This window comes from Allobosea sp. Root381, from assembly GCF_001429395.1.
Lineage (GTDB): Bacteria > Pseudomonadota > Alphaproteobacteria > Rhizobiales > Beijerinckiaceae > Allobosea.
On the sequence record NZ_LMJT01000042.1, the window covers coordinates 104,366 to 128,018 of the forward strand.

Here is a 23,653-nt window from a genome sequence, read left to right on the forward strand (position 1 = left end):
GTCATTGCGAGCGCAGCGAAGCAATCCAGGAGCGGCAGCGCTCTACGCCTCTCTGGATTGCTTCGCTGCGCTCGCAATGACGGTGTGGTTCAGCCGCCGGCCAACCCCGACAGATCCGGCCCCACCGGCACGATCCCGGTGGGATTGATCGTCCGGTGGCTCTCGTAATAGTGCCGCTTGATGTGCTCGAAATTGACGGTCTGCGCGACGCCCTCGACCGCGAGCAGCCGGCGCAGATAGGCGCTGAGATGCGGGTAGTCGGCGATGCGCCGGATGTTGCACTTGAAGTGGCCGACATAGACGGCATCGAAGCGGACCAACGTCGTGAACAGCCGCCAATCGGCCTCGGTGATGGCCTCGCCAGCCAGGAAGGACTGCGCCGCCAGGCGCTCCTCCAGCCAGTCCAACGTCTCGAACAGCGGCCCGAGCGCCTCCTCATAGGCCGCCTGCGTCGTCGCGAAGCCGGCCTTGTAGACGCCGTTGTTGACGGTGCCGTAGATGCGCTCGTTCAGCGCGTCGATCTCGGCGCGCAAGGTAGCCGGGTAGTAGTCCCCGGGCTTCGCGCCGAGCTCGTCGAAGGCGGAGTTGAACATCCGGATAATCTCGGCGGATTCGTTGCTGACGATCGTGCCCGTCCGCTTGTCCCAGAGCACCGGCACCGTGACGCGGCCGGAATAGTCGGGGTCGGCCTTCGTGTAGACCTCGTGCAGATACTGCGCCCCGCCGATCGGATCCGGCACGACGCCCTCGCCCGCAGCGAAGGTCCAGCCCTTGTCGAGCATCAGCCAATGCACGACGGAGACGCCGATGAAGCGCTCCAACCCCTTCAGCACGCGGAAGATCAGCGCCCGGTGCGCCCAGGGGCAGGCGAGCGAGACATAGAGATGATAGCGCCCCGCCTCGGCGGCAAAACCGCCGCGGCCGCTCGGACCGGGCGAGCCGTCGGGCGTGACCCAGTTCCGGAAGGCGCTGTCCTGGCGCTGAAACCGGCCGCCGCTCTCGGCGGTGTCGTACCACTGGTCGTGCCAGCGGCCGTCGATGAGCAGGCCCATGCTATTCCTCAGCCGTCGATCAGGTCGTCATATTCCGAATGCTTGGCGAGCCAGCCCTGCACGAACTCGCAGCGCGGCACGGCCTTGCGTCCGCTCGTCCGGATCAGTTCGAACGCACCCTTGGCGAGACGCGAGCCGACGCCCTGCCCCGCCAGCGCCTGGGGCACCTCGGTATGGATCAGCACGATGCGCTCACCATCGATGCGATAGGCGATAATCGCCATCCCGCCCGGCAGCGCCAGCTCGAAACGGTTCTCCGCCGGGTTGTCGATGACCTGATCCATCCCTGTTCCTCCGCAATGAGCCCGGGCGCACGACGCTCCGGCTGTCAGGCGTCAGAACGCCAGGGATAGCTCCAGGTTTCGGTCAGCGTCTTTTCGCCGCTCTTCAGGAAGGCGCGCATCTCGGCAACTTGCCCGGGTTCGACGACGATGTCGATGAAGGCGCGGAACCCCTCCGTCTTCGGGTTCGGCACGATGAAGGCGCGGTCGATCCGGCCGTAGGCGATCGAGGGCACGATCTCGACCTTCTCCGGCTGCTTGAGATGGTAGTCGAGGTCGCCACCGGCGAAGTCGACGATGAAGCGCCGTGCGCCCGGTGGCACCGGCTCGCCAGAGCCCAGTGCCTTCGGCCGGGCCTGGTAGGTGTTGATGATGCGCCCGCCCGGATGCAGGTCGTTGGAATCGAGCATTGCCGTCAGCTTGTAGCCGAAGGAGAATTCGCGCCCGGGCTCGAGCGGCGTCTTCGGCGCCCAGAGCGCGACGATGTTGTCGTTGGTCTCGTCGGTGGTGGGAATCTCGATCAGCTCGACGGAGCCTTCGCCCCAATCGCCCTGCGGCTCGATCCAGTAGGAGGGCCGCAGCTCATAGGCGAGATCGAGGTCCTGGTAGTGCTCGAAGACGCGGTCGCGCTGCATCAGCCCGAAGCCGCGGACATTGCGCTCGACGAAGGAGGAGACGGCCTGCTGCCGCGGGTTCCGCAGCGGCCGCCAGATCCATTCGCCGGTGCCGGAATGGATCATCAGCCCGTCCGAATCATGCAGTTCCATGCGGAAATCCTCATGGAAGCGCCGATCGTTCTCGCCGGTGAAGAACATCGAGGTCAGCGGCGCGAGCCCGAGCTTCTCGATCGGCTTGCGCGGGAACAAGGTGGCGCGAACATCGACGACCGCATCGACGTCCGGATAGATATGGAAGCGGTAGGCCCCCGAGACCGAGGGCGAATCCAGCAGCGCGTGGATGACGACGCGCTCGGCATTGGACGTCGGTGCCTCGACCCAGAACTCACGGAACATCGGGAATTCCTCGCCGCCCGGCAGGCCGGCGCCGATGGCGAGGCCACGCGCAGAGAGGCCGTAGCGCTGCTCGCGGCCGAGCACCCGGAAATAGCTGGCACCGATGAACGAGATCAGCTCGTCATAGATGCGCGGATCGTTGAGCGGGTAATGCAGCCGGAAGCCGGCGAAACCCAGATTGACCGAAAGCGGCTTCTCGAACTTGACGCGGCCATAGTCGAACAGGTTCGCGGCATAGGGCACCGGCGTCGCCACACCGTCGCGCACGATGTTCACAACGATGGGGCGGGTGAACAGGAAGCCGGGATGGAACATCTGCATCCGAAACGGGCTGCCGTTCTGGGCCAGCAGCGCCTTGTCGGAGCGGAAGCGGATGTCGCGCCAGGAATCGAAATCGAGCCGCGACAGCGGCTCCGGCAGGTTCGGGCCCGGCTCATAGGGAACGGCGGCGATCTCGCGGGCGCGCCGCACCACGTCGTCGAAGCCGAAGCGCGGCTGCGGCGGCTCGGGCGCGGGCTCCGGCCGCGTCGCCTCGGGCTGCTGGGCGAGGAGAACGGTCGGGGCCGTCGAGAGGCTGAGCGCGGCTGAAAGCCCCGCCAGGACGCGGCGGCGGTCAGTGATGGTCATGATCGTTCCGTGATCTCGTCGAGCCGCCGGGCGGCGGCTCGTGAAAGGCTGGCCTGCCAGTGACCTAGGCGAGGAATTGGGGCCGGTCTAGGGCAGCGGCGCGCCTTCGCGGGGCCGGCGGATGGGCTGGGCGGCCGTGGGCGGTCGTTGACAGCCTCCTCGTCCGCTTCCTAGTGTCGCATCCGGGCCGGATGCAGCCCGCCGCTCGCGCCCGCAAGGGTTTGGTGAATGCATCCAGAGGCGATGTCCCGATCCCGATCGTGTCGGTGGACGGCAATCAGCAATGCGAGCCCTGATCGTTTCGTCCGCCACGAGAAGGATCACGACAATGCGTAGCTTTCGCGATGCGAAGCTGATGGCCAGGACCTTGCGCGAGGCGATGGCCACCCGGCAGATCGACCTGACCCATTCCGAAACCCTGGAGATCGTGGCGCGGCAGTTCGGCTATGCCGACTGGAACACCGCCAGCGCCAGTTTCGGCGAATACCTCGACGGCCCCGGCGGCGCGAAGATCGCATACGACGGCGTCAGCCTGCAGCAGGCGATCCCCATCATGCGGATCTTCGATGTCGAGAAGGCCCGGGAATTCTATCTCGACTTCCTCGGCTTCACCCTGGATTGGGAGCACCGCTTCGGCCCGAACTTCCCGATCTACATGCAGGTCTCGCGCTCGGGCCTGACGCTCCACCTCTCCGAACATCATGGCGACGCCAGCCCCGGCTCCACGGCTTACGTCAGGATGAACGGCGTCGACGCCTTTCGGGCTGAGCTCATCAGCAAGCGCTACGCCTATTCCAAGCCCGGCATACAGGAAGACGGCCCCGGCGGACGCACGCTCGAAGTGCCGGACCCGTTCGGAAACCGCATCCGCTTCGCCGAGGCGCGGGAATAGCGGCACCGCGCCAAGCCGCAGCATGACCCAAGGCGGCCGGGCCGGACGCGTTCGTCAAAAAATCCACGCCCGGCCGTCAGAAAAAACTTGAACCCCGGGGTCATCGTCCGTATATCGCGTTCACCCAATTCGCACGTGCCTGTGGCCGCGTGCTGGTCGGTGGGCATCCGGACAAGAGGCCGGACAGCCGCCAGGGGATTGGAAGACGGATGGAGGGGATGGACATCCCTCAAATCACGCTTCCCGGATCTCGCAAGAGAGCCGTTCCCCGACACAGACCGGCAGCCGGAGGCAAAACCGGCGAACCCCGAATCTCCACGGGGGACGCAGCTTAAAGCAACGACGGAGCGGGCTTTTTTGGTCTCGCCGGCTTTCCACAGGCCGGCACCGAAGAGGCTTGTCCTTCATTGCCGGCCGTGCGGGGTTTTCCCCAATCGAACGGTGTTTCGGGTTCGGACGTTTCGTCCGCTGTCCTCGGCGTCTCCATCGCGCCGCGGCCCGCGAACGTCTCTTCCGGCACTTTACATCGCATCGGCGCCGCTTGCGCCGAAGGGGAGTCGCGTCTCATGACCGACCGCATCCGTGAATTTCTGCGCACCCGCCGTGAGGATGGGCCCTGCGTCGTCATCGACCTTGATGTCGTGCAGGACAATTATCGCGCCTTCTCCCGGGCGCTGCCGGACACCCGCGTCTTCTATGCGGTGAAGGCGAACCCGGCTCCGGAAGTGCTCGCGCTGCTGGCCAAGCTCGGCTCCTGCTTCGACTGCGCCTCGGTCGTCGAGATCGAGCTCGCGCTCGCCGCCGGCGCCACCGCGGACCGCATCTCCTTCGGCAACACCATCAAGAAGGAGCGCGACGTCGTCCGCGCCATGGAGCTCGGCGTGCGCCTCTTCGCCGTCGACTGCGTGGCCGAGGTCGAGAAGGTCGCCCGTTCCGCCGACAAGACCGCTGCGAAGGACGCGCGCATCTTCTGCCGCATCCTCTGCGACGGTGCCGGCGCCGACTGGCCGCTCTCGCGCAAGTTCGGCTGCGTGCCCGAAATGGCCGCGGACGTGCTCGAGCACGGCCATCGCCTCGGCTTGCAGGCCTATGGCATCTCGTTCCATGTCGGCTCGCAGCAGGCCAATGTGAACGCTTGGGATTCCGCTCTGGCCTCGGCCTCGGCGGTGTTCAAGGAGTGCGCCACCCGCGGTCTGTCGCTGTCGATGGTCAACCTCGGCGGCGGCTTCCCGGCGCGCTACCTGAAGCCGATCCCGGGCGTGCCGTCCTATGGCGACGCGATCTTCCAGGCGCTGTCGAAGCATTTCGGCAACCAGCTGCCCGAGACGATCATCGAGCCGGGTCGCGGCATGGTCGGCAATGCCGGCCTGATCGAGACCGAGGTCGTGCTGATCTCGAAGAAGGCCGAGAGCGACGACGTCGCCTGGGTCTATCTCGACATCGGCAAGTTCAACGGCCTGGCCGAGACCATGGACGAGGCGATCCGCTACCCGATCCGCTCGACGCGGGACGGCGACGCGACCGTGCCCTGCATCCTGGCCGGCCCGACCTGCGATTCGGTCGACGTCATGTACGAGAAGACCCCGTACATGCTGCCGTTCAGCCTGGAGATCGGCGACAAGCTGCTGATCGAGGGCACCGGCGCCTATACGACGACCTACTCGGCCGTCGCCTTCAACGGCTTCCCGCCGCTGAAGCAGTACGTCATCTGACGTCTTGACGGGGCGGCCCGCGCCGCCCCTGCTTATAGGGTCCGGCGAAGCGCCCTGTCGCAAGGCAGGCCGCCCGGGAAACCGGGCGGAGCGTCCGCGTCTCCAGAACGGAGCGCGCGGACGTGGCTCCCGCCGGACCCCTCTTCCCCACATCGTTCCATTGTGGCCGCGCGCGTGCGCGGCGCCGGGTAGGTCCATGAGGATGGGCGCTCCGGCCGGAGGTGCGTCATGATCACGATCCGCGACGAAGCCGTTGCCGACATCCCCGCCCGCGAGGCCCTGCTCGACCGCTGCCTGGGCGAGCGCCGCAGCGCGAAGTCGAGCGAGCGCCTGCGCGAGGGCCGCCTGCCGGCGCAGGGCCTGGCGCTGACCGCCGAGCGCGACGGCGCCGTCGTCGGCACCGTCCGGCTCTGGCATGTCGAGGCCGGCGGCCGCCCTGCCCTGCTGCTCGGCCCGCTCGCGGTCTCGCCGGAGCTCCAGGGCGAGGGCCTCGGCCGTGCGATGATGCGCGAGGCGCTCTGGCGCGCCGCCTGCCGTGGGCACGGCGCCGTCATCCTGGTCGGCGACGCCGCCTATTACGAGCGCTTCGGCTTCTCGCCGGAGCTGACCCGTGACCTCGCCATGCCCGGCCCTGTCGAGCGCGCGCGCTTCCTGGCCATCGAGCTGCGCGACGGCGCGCTTTCGGGCGCGAACGGCGTGCTCGTCGCCAGCGGCGCTCCCATCCCGGCCGCCCTCGATCTGGCCGAGATGGCGCAGGCTGCCTGACCCTCCTTCGCGCGCTGTCATCGCGCCGTCATCGCGAGGCTTCTTCCATGCGGTTCACCGCCTGGGACACAAGCCCCCGCGATTGACGGCGCGATTTTGCGCCCATACGAGCTTTGAAACCCTTTCCCCCTGAGCCTTGCGCGAAAAATGGCGACCGGTCTTTCGCAGAAGCAATGCTCTGAACCTTGAAACCGCAGGAGTTTGGAAGAATGACGAATTGGCCCGTCTACGGCGAGATCACCGGCCCGATCGTGATGATCGGCTTCGGCTCGATCGGCCGCGGCACGCTGCCCATGATCGAGCGGCATCTGAAGTTCGACAAGAGCCGTTTCGTCGTCATCGCTCCCGACGACCAGAACCGCCACCTCCTCGACGAGCGCGGCATCCGCTTCATCCAGGAAGCGATCACCATCGACAACTACAAGACGATGCTCGAGCCGCTGCTGACCGCCGGCGGCGGCCAGGGCTTCTGCGTCAACCTCTCCTGCGACACCGGCTCGCGCGACATCATGGAGTTCTGCTCCAGCCTCGGCGCGCTCTATATCGACACGGTCAACGAGCCCTGGCTCGGCTTCTATTTCGACGAGACCAAGGGCCCCGGCGAGCGCTCGAACTATGCGCTGCGCGAGATGACGCTGGCCGCCAAGCGCGCGCGTCCCGCGGGCTCGACGACCGCCGTCTCCTGCTGTGGCGCCAATCCGGGCATGGCCTCCTGGCTCGCCAAGAAGGCGCTGCTCAACGTCGCCGCCGACATGCGCCTGAACGTGCCGCAGCCGAAGACCCGCGAGGAATGGGCCGCCCTGATGAAGCAGGTCGGCGTCAAGGGCATCCACATCGCCGAGCGCGACACCCAGCGCTCGAAGAACCCCAAGCCACCGGGCGTCTTCGTCAACACCTGGTCGGTCGAGGGCTTCATCTCCGAGGGCGTCCAGCCGGCCGAGCTCGGCTGGGGCACCCATGAGAAGTGGATGCCGGAGAACGCCCGCACCCATGAGACCGGCTCGCAGGCGGCGATCTACCTGATGCAGCCCGGTGCCGAGACCAAGGTGCGCAGCTGGTGCCCGACGCCGGGCCCGCAATACGGCTTCCTGGTGACGCATAACGAGTCGATCTCGATCGCCGACTACTTCACCGTGCGCGACGAGAGCGGCAAGGCCGTCTTCCGGCCGACCTGCCACTATGCCTATCACCCGGCCAACGACGCGGTGCTTTCGCTGCACGAGATGTTCGGCAATGCTGGCCGCCCGCAGGAGGAGCACCACATCCTGGAGGAGGACGAGGTCGTCGACGGCATCGACGAGCTCGGCGTGCTGCTTTACGGCCACGACAAGGGCGCCTACTGGTTCGGATCCCAGCTTTCGACCGAGGAAACCCGCAAGCTCGCGCCCTACCAGACCGCGACCGGTCTGCAGGTCACCTCGGCCGTGCTCGCCGGCATGGTCTGGGCGCTGGAGAACCCGACCGCCGGCATCGTCGAGGTCGAGGAGATGGATCTCGACCGCTGCCTCGAGATCCAGATGCCCTATCTTGGGCCGGTGAAGGGCTACTACACCGACTGGACCCCGCTCGATGGCCGCCCGGGGCTCTTCCCCGAGGACATCGACACGAGCGACCCCTGGCAGTTCAAAAACATCCTGGTTCGCTGAGCACGCGCGATACCGTCATGGTCGCCCTTGTGGCGACCATCCACGTCTTCGCTGGTCAAATGTCGTGTTCAAGACGTGGATGCTCGGGACAAGCCCGAGCATGACGATGAGGTTGAACGGGCGCTACGGCGCCCGTGTCTCCTTCACACCCGCGATCAGCGCCGCCCCGGCCAGGAAGAACACGACCAGCACCGCGAGGCCGGCCCTCTGGCTGGCGAAGATCGTCGTCGCCAGCGCCACCAGCGTCGGCCCGAGGAACGACGTCACCTTGCCCGACAGCGCGAACAGCCCGAAGAACTCGCCGATGCGCTCGGGCGGGGCGAGCCGCGCCATCAGGCTGCGCGACGAGGCCTGCAACGGCCCGGCGACGAGGCCGATCAACAACCCTAAGCCCAGATAGACCTTCTCCGGCAGCGAGGCGAAGAGCCCGTCGCCGGGCGCGGGCGGCACGGCCTCGATCACGAACAGGATGCGGTCCGGCCCCAGCGAGAGGATGCCGAAACAGGCGAACAGCAGGCAGGCGATCGCCCCCAGGATCACGGCCTTGCCGCCGATCGCATCGTCGATCCGGCCGCCGAGCCAGGCGCCGAGCGTGCCGGTCACCGTCAGCAGGATGCCGAAGACCCCGAGCTCGATCGTCTGCCAGCCAAACACCCCGGCCGCATAGATGCCGCCGAAGGCGAACAGCGCCACCAGCGCGTCCTGATAGATCATGTTGGCGAGCAGGAAGCGCCCGAGCGAGGGAAGCTTAGGCAGTTCGGCCAGCGTCGCCTTCAGCCGGCCGACGCCGCCGCGCGCGGCCTCGCCGAGCCGCATGCCGGTGCGCGCCGAATCGGGCGTCAGCAGGAACATCGGCGTGACGAAGATCACGAACCACAGCGCCGTCAGCGGCCCGGAGAACCGGTCCCCTTCCCGCGTGGCCGCATCGAGGCCGAAGAGGGGCGTCAGCCCCGCCAGCGTCTTGCCGCTATGCGGGTCGGCGGCCAGCAGCGCCAGCGTGATCGCGAGCGAGAGGAGCCCGCCGAGATAGCCGATGGCCCAGCCCGTGCCCGAGAGCCAGCCGAGACGTTCCGGCGGCACGAGGCGCGTCATCATCGCATTGTTGAAGGTGGTGGCGAATTCGGCGCCGATCGTCGCCAGCACGAAGCCGGTCAACGCGATCGGCACGGCCCAAGGCGAGCCCGGCACGGCGAACCACAGCGCGCCCGAGCCCAGCACCAGCAGCGCGCCGAACACCGCGATCCACGGCTTGCGCGGCCCCGTCCGGTCGGCGATGCCGCCGAGCAGGGGCGAGAGCAGCGCGATGCACAGGCCGGCGAAGCCGGTGGCATAGCCCCAGAGCGCCTGCCCCTGCGCCGGGTCGGACGCTAGCGCGGATGCGAAGAACGGCGCGAAGACGAAGGTGGTGATCAGCGTGAAGAAGGGTTGCGCGGACCAGTCGAAGAACAGCCACGCCGTAACCGCGCGCCGGGGGGGGTAGCCGCCTCGCAAAGCCGGCGCGCTCGCGAGAGGCCGGCTCACTGCAGCGTCGTCTCCGGATCGCCGCCGCCGCGCGCCAGCTCGATCTCGGTGATCGCGACCAACACCTCGGCCCGGCTGCGCAGGTCCGGCGCCTCCAGCAGCGCCTGCTTCTCGCGCGGCCCGAAGGGGCACATCATCGAGAGCGCGTTGACCAGCGCCTCGTTCGGCGCCTGGTTGACGCCCTTCCAGTCGATCTTGAGGTCGCTCGCCTTGGCGAAGGCCCGCAGCGCCTTGAGCAGCCCGGCGCGGTCGACCTCGTCCTCGCCGGCGCGCGCCGTGAAATCGGTGACGAACGCATCATAGGAGACGCGGCACTGGCGATACGCCGTCGTCACCGAAAGCTCCTCCTCGACGCGGAAGCGGGCGATGCCGGTCAGCGTCAGGATGTAGCGGTCGTCGCCCGTCTCGGCGAACTGCGTGATCCGGCCGAGGCAGCCGACCCCGAGCAGCGGCGGCGTCGCCGTCTGCTTGCCGTTCTCCGGCTCCGGCTGGATGATGCCGATGACGCGTTCCGTCCGGATCGCGTCATCGATCATGGCGATGTAGCGCGGCTCGAAGATGTTGAGCGGCATCTGCCCGCGCGGCAGCAGCAGGGCGCCTCCCAATGGGAAGACCGGGATCACCGACGGGCAATCCTCGGGCCCCTTGTAGACGGCGTTCATGCTCATCGGCTGTCTCTCTGTCTATCTGGCTTGGCTCAGGAGAACAGCAGCGCCGAAAGCTTGCGCCTTCCCGCGATGGTGTGCTCGTCCATGGGCCCCCAGGCCTCGAAGAGCTGCAGCAGCTGCTTGCGCGCCCCATCGTCGTTCCATGTGCGATCGGCCTTGATGATGGCGATCAGATGGTCGACCGCCTCCTCGCGGCGCTCACGCGCATTCAGCGCCAGCGCCAGGTCGAAGCGGGCCTGATGATCCTTCGGATTGGCCACGACCTTGGCCTCGAGCTCCGCGGTATCGCCGAGCGCAGCCGCCTGCGCGGCGAGCTCGATCGCGGCCTTGACCGCGACGATCGCCGGGTCCGCAACCTTCGCCTCGGGAACCATGGTGAGGATGCCGGTCGCGCCCTCGACGTCGCCGACGTCGAGATGCAGCCGGGCGAGGCCCGCGATCGCCGCGACATTGTCGGGCTCGAGCTGGAGCACGCCGGCATAGAGCTCACTCGCCCCGGCGGCGTCGCCGGCCTCGGCGGCGGCCTTGGCGGCCGTGATCAGCTCCTCCGTCTCGCCCGGCCCCATCGGGCCGACGAGCTTCTCGATGAAGGCCTTGATCTGGCCCTCCGGCTGCGCGCCCATGAAGCCGTCGATCGGCTGGCCCTGCTTGAACGCGATCACGGCGGGAATGGACTGGATGCCGAGCTGGCCCGAGATATCCGGGAACTCGTCGATGTTCATCTTGACGAGCTTGACCTTGCCGCGCGCCTCCTTGACCACCTTCTCGATCACCGGCGTCAGCTGCTTGCAGGGGCCGCACCAGGGGGCCCAGAAATCGACCAGCACCGGCTGCTTCATCGATTCCGCGATGACGTCCTGCCGGAAGCCCTGGGTGGTGGTGTCCTTGATCAGGCCGGGTTGTTCGGCCGCCTCGCCATTGACCAGCATGGGTCGTCCTTCGTCGAGCTCAGATAACAGAATGATCGGTTGGGCCGCCGCCCGCGGCCGCACCATAGATGGGGAGGATCAGCCGCTCTGTCCATCGTCAGGAATGGGCAAAGCGACGATCAGCGGGTCGTGGCCGGCGCCGCGCAGGAAAGCCAGCATGTCCTCATAGCCGATCCGCAGCGTCGCGGTATTGATGAGCGGATGGAAATTCACCGGCTCGCCGGTCGCGAGGTTGCGGTCGAGCACCATCGTCACTGCCCCTGCCCGGTCGTTGACGACGGCGAACGCCGTCACCGAACCCGGGGTGACGCCGAGCTTCTCCATCAATGTCTCGGCCGAGCAGAAGGACAGCCGCCCGCTGGCGCCGATGGTCTCGTGCAGCCGCTTCAGGTCGATGCGGGCATTCTCCCGCGCCGAGACCAGGAAGAGCCGGCCCTTCTTGTCCTTCAGGAACAGGTTCTTGGTGTGCAGCCCCGGCAAAGAGCCGCGCAGCCCGTGGGATTCGGCCACGGTGAAGACGGCGTCATGGTCGATGCGCTCGAATGCCAGGCCCTGGCCGGCGAGATAGGCGCAGAGTTCGTCGGGTGTCAGAGGGGCGGCGGTCGTGAGCGTGTCGGACATGGGCGTGGAATCAGCCTCGACTCTGGAATCCGCAAGACGGGGATCGGACGGGGCACTGAGGCCGTCGCCCGATGCAGGCAAATGCGTAACCTCGCGGCCGGGGCGCCACAAGCGCCGTTTTAGGGGCAAAATGCTGTTCGCGGCCCGGTTTTCCACGGCATGTGGAAAAAGCGGCGGCTTGCGCAATTAGGCGCTTGCACTGCGCGCGGCTTTGGGGCAATAACCCGGCCACCGCGGCGGAGACGGCGCGGACATGTCCTGATGCGGGAGTAGCTCAGGGGTAGAGCACAACCTTGCCAAGGTTGGGGTCGAGGGTTCGAATCCCTTCTCCCGCTCCAGGACAGCTTATCATGGAAGACTGCACAAGCGTCGGGCCTCCCGGCGCTTTTTGCGTTTCCGCACCTGCACGCGCGCTGAAGCGCCGGGCGCTTCCGTCAGTCCCTCTCGCGCGCCGCGTTGTATCGAAAACCGCGCCGTCATCCCGGGCTTGCCCCGGGATGACGGCGCGGTTACGTGTCGGACCAGCGGGGTCCGAAGCGCCGATGCCCCCTACAGCACCACGGACATCCCGCCGTCGACATAGATGATCTGGCCGTTGACGTAGTCCGAGGCGGGAGAGGCCAGGAAGACGGCAGCGCCGATCAGCTCTCCCGGCTTGCCCCAGCGCCGCGCCGGCGTGCGGCCCTTCACCCAGGCGTCGAAGCTCGGGTTTTCGATCAGCGCCTGGTTCATATCGGTGATCATGTAGCCCGGCCCGATGGCGTTGGCCTGGATGCCGGCCTCGGCCCATTCCGCCGCCATTGCGCGGGTCAGCATCTTGATGCCGCCCTTGGCGACCGTATAGGGCGCGACGGTGGCGCGGGCGAGCTCGCTGGTCAGCGAGCCGATATTGATCACCTTGCCATGCCCGCGCGCGATCATGCGCTTGGCCGCCTCGCGCCCGATCATGAAGGCCGAGGTCAGGTTGGTGTCGATCACGCGCTGCCAATCGGCCGTCGCGAGCTCGACCATCGGCTTGCGGAACTGGATGCCGGCATTGTTGACCAGGATGTCGACCGCGATGCCGGCCGCGTCGAAGGCCTCGAAGGCCTTCACGATCGCGTCCTCCGAGGTCACGTCGAAGGCGGCGGGTTCGGCCGCGTGGCCGGCCTCGTGGAACTGCGACACGGCCTCCGCGACGCGCACCGGGTCGGTGCCGTTGATCAGGATGCGCGCGCCGGCATCGGCGAGCCCTTCCGCCATGGCGCGGCCGAGGCCGCGCGAGGAGCCGGTGACGAGGGCGGTCTTGCCCGAGAGGTCGAAGAGCGGATTGGTCATCGTCATCCTCACAGGCTGGAGCGGCGGACGGTCAGGTCCGAGCGCTCGAACACCGCCGGCAGCAGCTCGACGCCGAGCCCCGGCCCTTCCATCGGCAGGACATAGCCGTCCTTGATCACCGGCATCGTCGTGACGAGTTCGTTGTACCAGCCGGTGTAGAAGGCGCGCACCGATTCCTGAATCAGCGTGTTGGGCTGGCTGAACGAGGCGTGGATCGCCGCGATGAAGCCGACCGGGCCGATGCAGTCATGCGGCGCGAAGGGGCGGTGATAGGTGTCGGCCATCGCCGCGATCTTGCGGCCCTCGGTCAGGCCGCCGGTCCAGCAGAGATCGGCCATGACGATGTGCATCGCGTCGCGGTCGAGCATGTCCTTGTAGGGGAAGCGGGAGCCCAGCGTCTCGCTGGCGCAGACCGAGACCGTGGTCGAGCGCGCGAATTCGCCCAGCGCCTGCGGCGAGTTCATCCGGATCGGATCCTCGTACCAGGTCGGCTCGTACTGCTCGAGCACGCGGGCGATCTTGATCGCGGTCGGCAGGTTCCAGAGCGAGTGGAACTCGACCATGATCTCTATTCTGTCGCCGACGGCCTTGCGGATCTTTTCGAAGGGCTCGCAGGCCTTGCGCATCTGCTCCGGCGTGATGAACATGCCGTGGTTCTCGATCGCGGCGGGATCGAACGGCCAGATCTTCATCGCCGTGATGCCGCTCTCGAGCAGACTCTCGGCCACCGCATCGGCCCGGTTCATGAAGCCGCCGAGATCCTCATAGGGGCCTTCGCTCGCGCCCAGATTCCAGGTCGAGACCGGCTTGATGTTGTGCGAGCGGACATAATTGTAGCCGGCGCAGGTGTTGTAGATGCGCTGCCGATCGCGGCAGAGACCGCCGAGCATCTGGTGCACCGGCTGGCCGCAGACCTTGCCGAAGACGTCCCAGAGCGCGATGTCGACCGCCGAGGTCGCGCGCGACTCGACCCCGGTCGAGGCCTGCGCCATCGGCAGGTTGGTCATCTCGCGATGCAGCGCCTCGATATGCAGCGGGTTCTTGCCGAGCAGCCGCATGGCGAGCGTGTCGTGCAGATGCGCCTCGACGGCACCGGCACCATAGAAGGTCTCGCCCAAGCCGATGATCCCGGCATCGGTGTGGACCCTGACCCAGAGCACATTGGCGAACTCGTCCGTCCGCATCGTTTCGATCGCGGTGATCTTCACGGCCTGCCTCCCTGGCGGCGCGCGCCCTTTCCGGTCGTTTCGACCGTGGGGCGCTGTGGTTGCTGGTCCGGCGAGCCTTGCCTCATGGCATCGCACCGGCCGGATGGTGATGACCATAGGAGCGCTTGTAAAATATCACAACATGTTTAGTGTCTCCTTCGGACCGGGACCGCTCGAACGAGTTCCGGCTGAGAGAAGCGACCGGACAGGGCAAGGAACGCATGGCCAAGGCTGGCATAGCCGAGAGCTCGACGTCGAAGAGCGGCACCGCCGAGCCCGTGGGTGCGGAACCTCTCGACCGTCCGCGCCTCGCCGAGATAGAGCAGCCCGCCCGCCGCAACCGCGTCAACCTGTTCGATCTCGCTTATGAGCGCATCGAGGAGTTGCTCGTCCGCTGCGAGCTGGCGCCCGGCCGCCTCCTGGCGATGCAGGATCTGCAGGACGTCACCGGCCTCGGCCGCACGCCGGTCCACCACGCCGTCAACCGCCTCGCCGCCGACACGTTGATCGTTATCCGCCCGCGGCACGGCCTGCAGATCGCGCCGATCGACCTCGCCCGTGAGCGCGTGCTGCTGCATCTGCGCCGCGACATCGAGCGCTTCGTCATCCGCCTCGCCGCCGAACGCGCAGGCCCCTCCCATCGCAACCAGATGCTGCATGTCGAGCGCCTGCTGCGCGAGCGACGCGACGGGCTGGCGCTCGCCGAGTTCAACCAGCTCGACCGCCGCATCGACCAGATGGTGCTGGCGGCGGCCGGCGAGCCCTTCCTGGAGCATACTTTGCGGCCGCTCCACACGCTCTTCCGCCGCATCGGCTTCATCTATCACAGCCATATGGCCCGCGCGCCGAACCTCGCCGGCACCATCGACCATCACCTCGCCGTGCTGAACGCGGTCGCGACCCGCCATCCCGACCGTGCGGTCGCCGCCTCCGACGCCCTCATCGCCTTCGTCGACGCCATGTTCGACGAGATGGAGGCGAGGATCGACCCGTCCCTGCTCGATTGCGGCGTCCAGCCGCTGCTGAGCGCCTGATCGCCCGTTTCAACGAGAAGCCAGCCATGCGCATCATCTTCCACGGCGAAAACGCCGCCTCCTTCAGCCAGGGATTCGCCGATCTCGTCGGCGACGCGGCCGACATCCGCATCCTGCCGGACGCCCTGGGTACGGAGGAGGATCGACAGGCCTATGCGCAGGCCGAGGCGATCATCGGCGTGAAGTTCGATGCCGGCCTGCCGCGCCCGGAAGGGCTGAAGCTCTTCCATGTCCCCGGCGCGGGCTATGACTCGGTCGATCTCGCGCTGCTGCCGGCGGGCGCCAGCGTCTGCAACTGCTTCGGCCATGAGCAGGCCATCGCCGAATACGTCATGAGCGCGCTGCTCTCCCGCGCCATCCCCCTGGCGGATGCCGATGCCAGGCTGCGCCAGGGCGATTGGGCCTATTGGGCCGGCTCGCCCGATCGCGTCCATGGCGAGATCGCCGGCAAGACCATCGGCCTGCTCGGCTTCGGCCATATCGGCAAGGCGATCGCCCGCCGCGCCAAGGCCTTCGAGATGAACGTCCATGTCGCCAACCGCAGCCCGGTCGCGACCTCTGAGCTCGTCGACCGCTCCTTCACGCTCGACAAGCTGGCCGAGTTCTGCGGTTCGGTCGATGCGGTGGTCGTCTCGGTCCCCCTCACCCCGGACACCACCGGAATCATCGGTGCCGCGGAGCTTGCCGCGATGAAGCCCGATGCCGTGATCGTGAATGTCGGCCGCGGACCGACCATCGACGAGGCCGCCCTGTTCGAAGCCCTCCAGGCCCGTCGGATCGGCGGCGCCGTCATCGATACTTGGTATCGCTATCCACAGGCTGCCCAGCCGAGTACTTTGCCCTCTAAACTGGCTTTCCATGAGCTTTCAAACGTTTTAATGACACCGCACATGTCAGGCTGGACCAGCGGCACCATCCGCCGCCGGCAACAGACCATGGCGGACAATATCAAGCGGTGCTTTTCCGGCACCGCGCTCACCAACGTGGTGCGGGAAGGACGCGTCTAGCGTCTGCCCGCCGGCAAACCGGCCAAACGAAGCCGGAGCAACAACACATGACCAGACGCCAAACCGAGGAAACGGCACCATGAACCTGATGAAGCATCTCAAGATCGCAGGAACGCTGCTCGCGCTCGGCGCCGGCATGCTCGCCGCCAGCCAGGCCTCCGCCCAGACGATGGCCGACATCACCAAGCGCGGCAAAGTCCGCATCGGCGTGCTGATCGGCGCCCCGCCCTACGGCTCCGTCGATTCCACCGGCAACGCCATCGGCTATGACGCCGACGTCGCCGCGCTCGTCGGCAAGTATATCGGCCTGCCGGTCGAGGTCGTGCAGCTGACCCCGCCCTCGCGCATTCCGGCGCTCGAGGCCAACAAGGTCGACTTCCTCGTCGCGACGCTCGCCCCGACCCCGGAGCGCGCCAAGGCGGTGATGTTCACCATCCCCTACAGCGCCTTCCAGATGGGCATCTATGCCAAGAAGGGCACGGCCATCAAGGATTGGGCCGATCTCAAGGGCAAGAAGGTCGGCGTCAATCGCGGCTCCAGCGTCGAGCGCGAATTCGTCAACCGCGAGAAGGAGCTGAACCTCACCATCCTGCGCTTCGAGGACGATTCGACCACGATGCAGGCGCTCTTCTCCGGCCAGGTCGAGGCCATCGCCGGCCCCGACGCCCAGGCCAACGCCGCCATCAAGGCGCGCGGCGAGACCGAGACCGAGGTCAAGTTCTTCTTCGGCATGCAGCCGAATTCGATGACCGTCCGCAAGGACGCCTATGAGCTGAAGCAGTGGCTCAACAACGTGATCTACTACATCAAGCAGAACGGCGAGCTGAACGCCGTTTCCGAGAAGTGGGTCGGCGGCCCGCTGCCGCAGCTGCCCGTCTTCTGATAACACGCAACAGGCCGGCATGGGGCGAACGCGCGCCGTGCCGGCATTCTCACCCTGGCTTCGGGCATGCTTGTCAGCCCTGTGCCGCCCGGGCCCCTGCGTGCCCCTGACTTGGGGAGGAGACCTCCTTGCAGTTCGACCCCGTCCTAGCTGAATCGGACCTGATCCTGAGTGGGATCTGGTTGACGATCTGGCTTTCGGCCAGCGCGATCGTGCTCGGCTGCTCGCTCGCGGTATTGCTCGTTGCGCTGCGCACTTTGGCCGGGCGTTGGGCCGGCATCGTCGTCGACGCCTATGTCGAGCTGATGCGGAACACGCCCTTCCTGATCCAGCTCTTCATGATCTTCTTCGGCCTGCCGCTGCTCGGCATCCGGATGTCCGGCGTCGAGGCGGCGCTGCTGACCATGACGCTGAACCTCGGCGCCTATTCGACCGAGATCATCCGCGCCGGCGTCGAGTCCATCCACAGGTCGCAGTTCGAAGCCGGCGTCTCGCTTGCGCTCTCGCGCCGCCAGGTCTTCCAGTATGTCGTGCTGCAGCCCGCCTTCGCGCGTGTCTGGCCGGCGCTGTCGAGCCAGTTCGTGCTGATGATGCTCGCCTCCTCGATCTGCTCCTTCATCTCCGTTCAGGAACTGTCGGGCGCCGCGGCCATCGTCGAGCAGCGCACCTTCCGCAGCTTCGAGACCTACATCATCGTCACCGCCGTCTATCTGGTGATGGCGCTGTCGCTGAAGGTCTTCCTGCTCTGGCTCGGCCGCAAGCTGTTCCCGCAGGTCTCGGGCCTCTCCCGGCTCGACGCCAAGGCGGAGGCCGCCTGATGCAGACCTTCGGTTGGCCAGAGGCCATGTTCATCTTCCGTGCAGCCGGCTGGACCCTGCTGCTCACGGTGATTTCCTTCGCCATCGGCAGCATCATCGGCGGCGCGTTCGCGATCATGCGCCTGTCGCGGATCAAGCTGGTCCGGAATTTCGCCGCCACCTACATTCTGGTGATCCAGTCCATTCCCGTGCTCATGGTGCTGTTCATGAGCTATTACGGGCTCTCGATCATCGGCATCGAGCTGCCGCCCTTCTTCGCGGCCTCGGCCTCGCTCGCCGTCTACGTCTCGGCCTATCTCGCCGAGATCTGGCGCGGCTCGATCGAATCCGTGCCCTTCCAGCAATGGGAGGCCTCGTCCTCGCTCGCCCATTCGCCGGCGCAGACCTATCGCTATGTCATCCTGCCGCAGGCGATCCGCATCTCGCTGCCGCCGACGGTCGGGTTCCTCGTCCAGCTGGTCAAGAACACCTCGATCGTCTCGGTCGTCGGCTTCGTCGAGCTCTCCCGCGCCGGGCAGCTCGTCAACAATGCGACCTTCCAGGCCTTCCAGGTCTTCTCGCTGGTGGCGGTGATCTATTTCGCGATCTGCTTCCCGCTGTCCCGGCTCAGCCGCCATCTCGAAAAGGTGATGAATGCCAGCCGTTCTCATTGACGACGTCCACAAGCGCTTCGGCCAGCTCGAGGTCCTGAAGGGCGTTTCCCTCAACGTCGAGTCGGGCCAGGTGGTCGCGCTCATCGGCCGCTCGGGCTCCGGCAAGAGCACGCTGCTGCGCTGCATCAACGGGCTGGAAGCCATCAATTCCGGCCGCATCGAGGTCGCCGGCCATGTCGTCGACCAGGACCAGAAGAAGCTGCGCGAGCTCCGCAAGGACGTCGGCATCGTCTTCCAGAGCTACAACCTGTTCCCCCATCTCACGGTGGGCCAGAACATCATGCTCTCGCCGCGTATCACGCAGAACGTGCCGCAGGCCCAGGCCGAGAAGCTCGCCCGCGAGGTGCTGGCCCAGGTCGGCCTTTCAGAGAAGTTCGACAGCTATCCCGACAACCTCTCGGGCGGCCAGCAGCAGCGCGTCGCCATCGCTCGCTCGCTTGCGATGCAGCCGAAGGTGATGCTGTTCGACGAGGTCACCTCGGCGCTCGACCCGGAGCTGACCGGCGAGGTGCTCCTCGTCATGGAGAAGCTCGCCAAGGACGGCATGACCATGCTGCTGGTGACGCATGAGATGAGCTTCGCCCGCAACGTCGCGAGCACGACCGTCTTCATGCACCAGGGCAAGATCTGGGAGAGCGGCCCGTCGCAGGATGTCTTCGGAAACCCGCAGACCCCGGAGCTGCGCAACTTCGTCAGCGCCGGTAGGAAATAGGGCATCGGCCCGAGAAGTGGCATGCGGTTTTCGGGAAAAGCCGATGCTAGATCCTCTATGTCGCGCGGAAGCGGCGCCAGCCTGAACGATACAGGCCGGCGCCGGTGCGCTCAGAGCATCACCACCGGCGAGAAATGCTGCTCGACCGCCGCCAACAACGCCTGTCCGACGATCCATGACGTTTTCGGATTGCCGGGCGACGGCCGGTTCGCGATGGTCAGCGACATCGTCCCGAACTCGCTGGTGGCCTTGACCACATGCATGTTGCCGTCGGCCTGCGGGTCGCAGACGACATCGACGCCGGTCGCATCAAAACCCGGCCCGGCGAGAGCCAGCGCCGCCGCGACATTGAGATTTTGCGGATAGAGCGCCGCCGCCTCCCGCGCCGTTCCCGAAAACAGCGTGACCGGCTCCGGCAGCGCCGCCGGATCATGGCCGAGCCGCTGAAGTTCCGCGCTCCAGGCGGCCGGCGGCTTGCGCGATTCATAGCGCAGCGAGAGCTGCCGCGCATGGCGGGCCGCACGGATATAGTCCAGCCCACCGAGCGCGCCCGACGCCAGCAGCAGCCGCCCGCCGCCCTTCCGGGCGGTCGCGACCAGCGCCGCGAAGAACGCCTCGTCATGCAGCGCACCGATCGACGCGATCAGTACCGGCAGGCCAAGCCCGAGGCAGCCCGGCACGCTCTCGCGCACCGCCCCGTGACCGGCTGCCTCGATTACCAGATCGGGCGCGAAGGCTGCGACCTCGTCCAGCCCGGAAAGGGCCGTCGTGACAGCCGGCACGCGCATCCGCGACGGTGACCCCGGACGCAGCAGGATGCCGAGCTCGTAGCCCGGCTCTCCGTCCGCCAGCAGCGCCGACGCCAGCTCGGCGGCAATCGCGCCGTAGCCGATCAGAACGACGCGATGCCGAGTCACCGGAGCTCTCCGACCCACTCGACGATCTTGGCGGTGAAGGCATCCGGCCGCGAGATCGGGAAGAAATGCCCGCCGCTGTCGAGGAGAATCTTGCGGGCTCCCGGCAGCGCGGTGGCCAGTTGGTCCTGCATGAAGGAAGGCACGATCATGTCGTCGCGCGCGCCCAGGACCAGCGTGGGCATCGGCAGCGCGGCGATCTCCGCCGAGCCGTCGAAGGACAGCAGCCCATCGATCCGCTCCCGCACCACCGCGCACTCTGCGGCCGTGGACGGCGCAGTGGCCAGGGCGGCCTCGTAGACGGCCCAGTTCGCCTCGAGCCAGGCCGGCGGATAGGCGATCAGCACGGCGGTCGCGGCATAGGCCTGCGGATTGTCGTCGAGCATGGTCCGGCGGGCCTGGAAGAAGCCGCTGAGATAGCGACTCTGCTTCAGCCAGGTCGCGCTGAGGATCAGCCCGTCGAGCCGCTCGGGCCCGATCCGCCCCAGCGCCTGGCCGATGCAGCCGCCGGTCGAATGGCCGAGCAGCACCGCACGCTCGACGCCCGCCGCATCGAGCACCGCGAGGCAGTCGCGCGCGAGTTGGTCGATCGTGCAGGGCGCCGTACCGCGGCTGCTCGCCCCGATGCCGCGCTGGTCGAAGCGGATGACGCGGAAGGAGCGCGCCAGCGTCGTGGCATTGCCCGCCCAGAAGCCTGCCGTTCCGCCGAGGCCGCTGACCAGCAGCAGCGCGGGCCCCTCCCCCTCCGAGAAAGCCTGCAGCACCGCGCCGTCGGGCGTCCGGGCAGTGAAGGCGCCGTCCGGCGCCGCCGAGATCGCCACGCTCATTGCAGCGGCGAGTAGGAAACCGGGGTCAGGATGCGCGTGTCCTGGATGTCGATCAGCCCGTCGACGCGCTTGAGATAATCCTGCCAGCGCGGGTCGGCGAGCATCGCCTTGCGCTTGGCGGCCCGTTGATCGAGGCTGTCATAGGCCCAGAGCGCGACGACATGGTTCAGCTCGCCGATCTCGGTGGTGAAATAGGCGATGAAGCTGCCGAGATGCTCCTTTTGCAGCGGCAGCCCATGCTCGCCATAAATCTTCACGAACTCGGCGAGCTTGCCCGCCTTGATGCGATAGTCGCGCTCTTCATAGATCATCATAGCCCCCGTATAGCCGCTTGGCTTGCGGTAGTAGGGCGGCTGGCTCCCGGCCTGTCAATCGCGGGTGGCGCGCTCCGGCGTCAGCTCATCCCGCCATCGACATGCCAGACCTGGCCGGTGACGTAGGATGCGGCGGGAGAGGCCAGGAAGGCGATCACAGCCGCGACCTCCTCCGGTCCGCCGCGCCGGCCGAGGGGGATCAGGCCCTCCATCCGGGCGATGGCCTCTGGCGAAAGCTTGCTGCCGCGCCCCTCATCCTTGCGGATCAGGCCGGGCGCGACGGCGTTCACGGTGATCCCCTCGGCGGCAAGCTCGCGGGACAAAAGCCGGACCAGCGTTTCCAGCGCCGCCCGGCTCGTCGCCGTCGCCGCGAAGGCATCGAGGTCGCGGCTCAGGACATGCGCGGTGAAGGACGACGTCGCGACCACCCGCGCATCGGAACCGGCGGCAAGCAGCGGGCGCGCCTTGCGCACCAGCCGCAGGAAGGCGATCACCGCCTCGTCCATCACCCGGCGCAGGTCGTCATCCGCCATGGCCAGCGCGCCGCCGCGATAGGCCGCACCGGCAACCGGGACCAATGCGTCGAGGCGGCCGAAGGCATCGGCGGCAGTCTCGACCGCCCGTTCCGCCACGCCATTCGCGCCGAGATCGCCGAGGCAGGTCGCGACGCTCGCCCCCTGCGCCCGGGCATGGGCGGCGACCGCGTCGAGCCCCGCCGCATTGGCGCGGGTGTGCAGCATCAGCCCGACGCCAGGCGCGGCCATCAGGCGGGCGGTCGCCCGCCCGATGCCGCTCGCGGCCCCGGTGATCAGATAGGCGCGCTGAAGCCCGGCCATGGCATGATCCTTTCGCTGCTCGGCTCACCGGCAGCGTGGCCGTGGCTCCCTCGTGCCTTGATCGGCCGGAACCCGCTCGCGATCAAGCCGCGTCGCGGGCCTCCTCGACGAGGACGAGCTTCGCCTGGTCGTCGCTGCGGGTTTCCCGCGCCAGGCGAGAGCCGGCGCGCGTGGAGAGGAAGTCGGCGAGCGAGGCATCCTCCTGCCGCACGAAGCCGGCCTGCGGCAGCTTGCCCGCGAGGAACAGCTCGACCATCGCGACGCAGCCGGCAGCGGTGGTGAGCTGGATCGCGCTCATCTCCTCGCTGCCGTCATAGCGCAGCACGACGCTGTCTTCCTCCAGGCGCCCGGCCTTCTCGCCGATGCCGGTGACGAAGATCACGACCACGTCCTTGCGGGTGAAGGGCGCCGCCTGCTTCAGGATGCGCCGCATCGTCTCCTTGTCATCGGCGAGATCGAGGCCGCGCAGCAGGAGCTTCATGATCTCGGCATGGCCGGGATAGCGCAGCGTCTTGTAGCTCATGTCGCGGACCTTGCCGGCCAGCGTCTCGGTCAGCGTGCCGAGCCCGCCCGAGGTGTTGAATGCCTCATAGGCGACGCCGTCGATCATCACGCCCTCGAGCCCCTCGAGCGCCGGCACCAGGATCGGCTTGCCGTCGAAGACGATCTCGCACGGATTGCAGTACTCGTTGATCAGCCCGTCGACCGACCAGGTGACGTTGTAGCGCAGCGCGTTGGTCGGATAGAGCGGCAGCGCGCCGACCCGCATCTTGATCGTCTTCACGGTGTCGAAGCGCGCCGCCATGTCGGCGCCGAGGATGCAGATGAAGCCCGGCGCAAGCCCGCATTGCGGCACCAGCGCGACGTTCGCTCCGGCCCCGATCTCCTTGATATAGGCGGTCGTCGCGACATCTTCGGTCAGGTCGAAGTAGTGCGTGCCGGTCTCGACCGCGACGCGGGCGATGCCCTTGTTGAGGAAATAGGGGCAGGCGCTGACGACGATGTCGCGATCGGCCAGGAAGGCGCGCAGCCGCTCGAGATCGGCCGCATCGACCGTCTCGGTGGCGAAGCCCTGCCCGGCGGCCAGAGCCAGCTGCTCGGCAGAAGCATCGGCGAGCGTGACCTCATGCCCTTGCCTGGCCAGCATTCCGGCAATGATCACACCGATCTGCCCCGCACCCAGCACCGCGATGCGCTTGCGTTCCGTCTTCATCGTCTGTCTCCCCGGCCTTTGCCGTCCCGCGGCTCCACCGCGCACGAATCTGGCTTTCCGTTATCCGGGAGCCTCGCGGCGGCAAAAAGTGCCGAAACGACAAAATTCAGAGGGATATAAGATGAATATAAAGGTAAATGCGTGATTCCATAGCAAAACCATCAGAGCGCATGGCGCTCGGCGGCCGCCA

The 23,653-nt window shown here is 67.2% G+C and carries 24 protein-coding genes and 1 tRNA gene; 11 read left to right on the forward strand and 14 right to left on the reverse strand.

Features of this window, described 5'->3' with window-relative positions:
• Window positions 1-89: 89 nt before the first annotated feature.
• Genes ASE63_RS23870 through ASE63_RS23880 form a run of 3 tightly spaced genes read right to left on the reverse strand, consistent with a single transcriptional unit; the run spans window position 90 to window position 2,973 of the window.
• Window positions 90-1,052 carry a glutathione S-transferase family protein gene (locus ASE63_RS23870; RefSeq protein WP_056807685.1) on the reverse strand — a complete coding sequence of 321 codons (963 nt, stop codon included), beginning with the start codon at window positions 1,050-1,052 and terminating at the stop codon, window positions 90-92.
• Window positions 1,053-1,060: 8 nt separating this feature from the next.
• On the reverse strand, window positions 1,061-1,336 hold the full coding sequence (locus ASE63_RS23875) for a GNAT family N-acetyltransferase (protein WP_056807687.1): 276 nt from the start codon (window positions 1,334-1,336) through the stop codon (window positions 1,061-1,063).
• 44 nt (window positions 1,337-1,380) lie between these two features.
• Window positions 1,381-2,973 (reverse strand): glucan biosynthesis protein G, encoded by a 1,593-nt coding sequence (locus ASE63_RS23880; RefSeq protein WP_056807689.1) that lies wholly within the window; start codon window positions 2,971-2,973, stop codon window positions 1,381-1,383.
• Between the two features lie 328 nt (window positions 2,974-3,301).
• Between ASE63_RS23880 and ASE63_RS23885 the strand changes: the two genes are divergently transcribed.
• From ASE63_RS23885 to ASE63_RS23900, 4 genes are all read left to right on the forward strand, one after another.
• Entirely contained in the window at window positions 3,302-3,865 is a 564-nt protein-coding gene (locus ASE63_RS23885) for a glyoxalase superfamily protein (RefSeq protein ID WP_056807691.1), read from the forward strand.
• Window positions 3,866-4,431: 566 nt separating this feature from the next.
• Window positions 4,432-5,577, forward strand: a complete 1,146-nt coding sequence (locus tag ASE63_RS23890) for a type III PLP-dependent enzyme (RefSeq protein ID WP_056807693.1) — start codon at window positions 4,432-4,434, stop codon at window positions 5,575-5,577.
• A 228-nt stretch (window positions 5,578-5,805) separates the two neighbouring features.
• Window positions 5,806-6,342, forward strand: coding sequence for an N-acetyltransferase (locus ASE63_RS23895; RefSeq protein ID WP_056807696.1), 537 nt, complete (start codon window positions 5,806-5,808; stop codon window positions 6,340-6,342).
• Window positions 6,343-6,551: 209 nt separating this feature from the next.
• Window positions 6,552-7,988, forward strand: coding sequence for a homospermidine synthase (locus ASE63_RS23900; protein ID WP_056807699.1), 1,437 nt, complete (start codon window positions 6,552-6,554; stop codon window positions 7,986-7,988).
• Between the two features lie 123 nt (window positions 7,989-8,111).
• Here the strand turns inward: ASE63_RS23900 and ASE63_RS23905 are convergent, their stop codons facing one another.
• The 4 genes from ASE63_RS23905 to ASE63_RS23920 form a co-directional block, all read right to left on the reverse strand.
• The gene (locus tag ASE63_RS23905) at window positions 8,112-9,509 is read right to left on the reverse strand and encodes an MFS transporter (RefSeq protein ID WP_056807701.1); all 1,398 of its coding nucleotides are present in this window, start codon (window positions 9,507-9,509) and stop codon (window positions 8,112-8,114) included.
• On the reverse strand, window positions 9,506-10,177 hold the full coding sequence (locus ASE63_RS23910; protein WP_056807703.1) for an LON peptidase substrate-binding domain-containing protein: 672 nt from the start codon (window positions 10,175-10,177) through the stop codon (window positions 9,506-9,508). The genes ASE63_RS23905 and ASE63_RS23910 overlap by 4 nt, the downstream gene beginning before the upstream one ends.
• 29 nt (window positions 10,178-10,206) lie before the next feature.
• Window positions 10,207-11,106 carry a thioredoxin gene (gene trxA, locus ASE63_RS23915; RefSeq protein ID WP_056807705.1) on the reverse strand — a complete coding sequence of 300 codons (900 nt, stop codon included), beginning with the start codon at window positions 11,104-11,106 and terminating at the stop codon, window positions 10,207-10,209.
• A 78-nt stretch (window positions 11,107-11,184) separates the two neighbouring features.
• Window positions 11,185-11,727 carry a prolyl-tRNA synthetase associated domain-containing protein gene (locus tag ASE63_RS23920; protein WP_056807707.1) on the reverse strand — a complete coding sequence of 181 codons (543 nt, stop codon included), beginning with the start codon at window positions 11,725-11,727 and terminating at the stop codon, window positions 11,185-11,187.
• Between the two features lie 263 nt (window positions 11,728-11,990).
• Here ASE63_RS23920 and ASE63_RS23925 point away from each other — a divergent pair.
• Window positions 11,991-12,065: transfer RNA gene (locus ASE63_RS23925), tRNA-Gly, on the forward strand.
• 211 nt (window positions 12,066-12,276) lie between these two features.
• Here the strand turns inward: ASE63_RS23925 and ASE63_RS23930 are convergent.
• Both ASE63_RS23930 and ASE63_RS23935 read right to left on the reverse strand, forming a co-directional pair.
• Window positions 12,277-13,044 (reverse strand): SDR family oxidoreductase, encoded by a 768-nt coding sequence (locus ASE63_RS23930; RefSeq protein ID WP_056807852.1) that lies wholly within the window; start codon window positions 13,042-13,044, stop codon window positions 12,277-12,279.
• An 8-nt stretch (window positions 13,045-13,052) separates the two neighbouring features.
• Window positions 13,053-14,252, reverse strand: a complete 1,200-nt coding sequence (locus ASE63_RS23935) for a mandelate racemase/muconate lactonizing enzyme family protein (protein ID WP_056807709.1) — start codon at window positions 14,250-14,252, stop codon at window positions 13,053-13,055.
• Window positions 14,253-14,473: 221 nt separating this feature from the next.
• On the opposite strand from ASE63_RS23935, the gene ASE63_RS23940 reads away from it, so the two are divergent.
• The 6 genes from ASE63_RS23940 (at window position 14,474) to ASE63_RS23965 (ending at window position 19,359) form a co-directional block, all read left to right on the forward strand.
• Window positions 14,474-15,286 (forward strand): GntR family transcriptional regulator, encoded by an 813-nt coding sequence (locus ASE63_RS23940; RefSeq protein ID WP_082610241.1) that lies wholly within the window; start codon window positions 14,474-14,476, stop codon window positions 15,284-15,286.
• 26 nt (window positions 15,287-15,312) lie between these two features.
• Window positions 15,313-16,293, forward strand: a complete 981-nt coding sequence (locus ASE63_RS23945; protein ID WP_056807710.1) for a 2-hydroxyacid dehydrogenase — start codon at window positions 15,313-15,315, stop codon at window positions 16,291-16,293.
• Between the two features lie 79 nt (window positions 16,294-16,372).
• Complete coding sequence (locus ASE63_RS23950) at window positions 16,373-17,176, forward strand: transporter substrate-binding domain-containing protein (protein WP_056807712.1); 804 nt, start codon at window positions 16,373-16,375, stop codon at window positions 17,174-17,176.
• Window positions 17,177-17,304: 128 nt separating this feature from the next.
• Window positions 17,305-17,994, forward strand: coding sequence for an amino acid ABC transporter permease (locus tag ASE63_RS23955; protein ID WP_056807715.1), 690 nt, complete (start codon window positions 17,305-17,307; stop codon window positions 17,992-17,994).
• The gene (locus tag ASE63_RS23960; RefSeq protein ID WP_056807716.1) at window positions 17,994-18,647 is read left to right on the forward strand and encodes an amino acid ABC transporter permease; all 654 of its coding nucleotides are present in this window, start codon (window positions 17,994-17,996) and stop codon (window positions 18,645-18,647) included. Before ASE63_RS23955 ends, ASE63_RS23960 begins: the two co-directional genes overlap by 1 nt.
• The gene (locus ASE63_RS23965; RefSeq protein WP_056807718.1) at window positions 18,628-19,359 is read left to right on the forward strand and encodes an amino acid ABC transporter ATP-binding protein; all 732 of its coding nucleotides are present in this window, start codon (window positions 18,628-18,630) and stop codon (window positions 19,357-19,359) included. The genes ASE63_RS23960 and ASE63_RS23965 overlap by 20 nt, the downstream gene beginning before the upstream one ends.
• Before the next feature lie 110 nt (window positions 19,360-19,469).
• On the opposite strand, the gene ASE63_RS23970 is transcribed toward ASE63_RS23965, so the two are convergent.
• The 5 genes from ASE63_RS23970 to ASE63_RS23990 all read right to left on the reverse strand — a co-directional run bounded on the left by ASE63_RS23970 (window position 19,470) and on the right by ASE63_RS23990 (window position 23,463).
• Window positions 19,470-20,276, reverse strand: coding sequence for an aspartate dehydrogenase (locus tag ASE63_RS23970; protein WP_056807720.1), 807 nt, complete (start codon window positions 20,274-20,276; stop codon window positions 19,470-19,472).
• On the reverse strand, window positions 20,273-21,100 hold the full coding sequence (locus ASE63_RS23975) for an alpha/beta fold hydrolase (RefSeq protein ID WP_056807722.1): 828 nt from the start codon (window positions 21,098-21,100) through the stop codon (window positions 20,273-20,275). The genes ASE63_RS23970 and ASE63_RS23975 overlap by 4 nt, the downstream gene beginning before the upstream one ends.
• Window positions 21,097-21,414 carry an NIPSNAP family protein gene (locus tag ASE63_RS23980; RefSeq protein ID WP_244491576.1) on the reverse strand — a complete coding sequence of 106 codons (318 nt, stop codon included), beginning with the start codon at window positions 21,412-21,414 and terminating at the stop codon, window positions 21,097-21,099. The genes ASE63_RS23975 and ASE63_RS23980 overlap by 4 nt, the downstream gene beginning before the upstream one ends.
• Window positions 21,415-21,494: 80 nt before the next feature.
• On the reverse strand, window positions 21,495-22,250 hold the full coding sequence (locus tag ASE63_RS23985; RefSeq protein WP_056807724.1) for an SDR family oxidoreductase: 756 nt from the start codon (window positions 22,248-22,250) through the stop codon (window positions 21,495-21,497).
• 82 nt (window positions 22,251-22,332) lie between these two features.
• Window positions 22,333-23,463, reverse strand: coding sequence for a saccharopine dehydrogenase C-terminal domain-containing protein (locus ASE63_RS23990; protein WP_056807726.1), 1,131 nt, complete (start codon window positions 23,461-23,463; stop codon window positions 22,333-22,335).
• Window positions 23,464-23,653 lie beyond the last annotated feature (190 nt).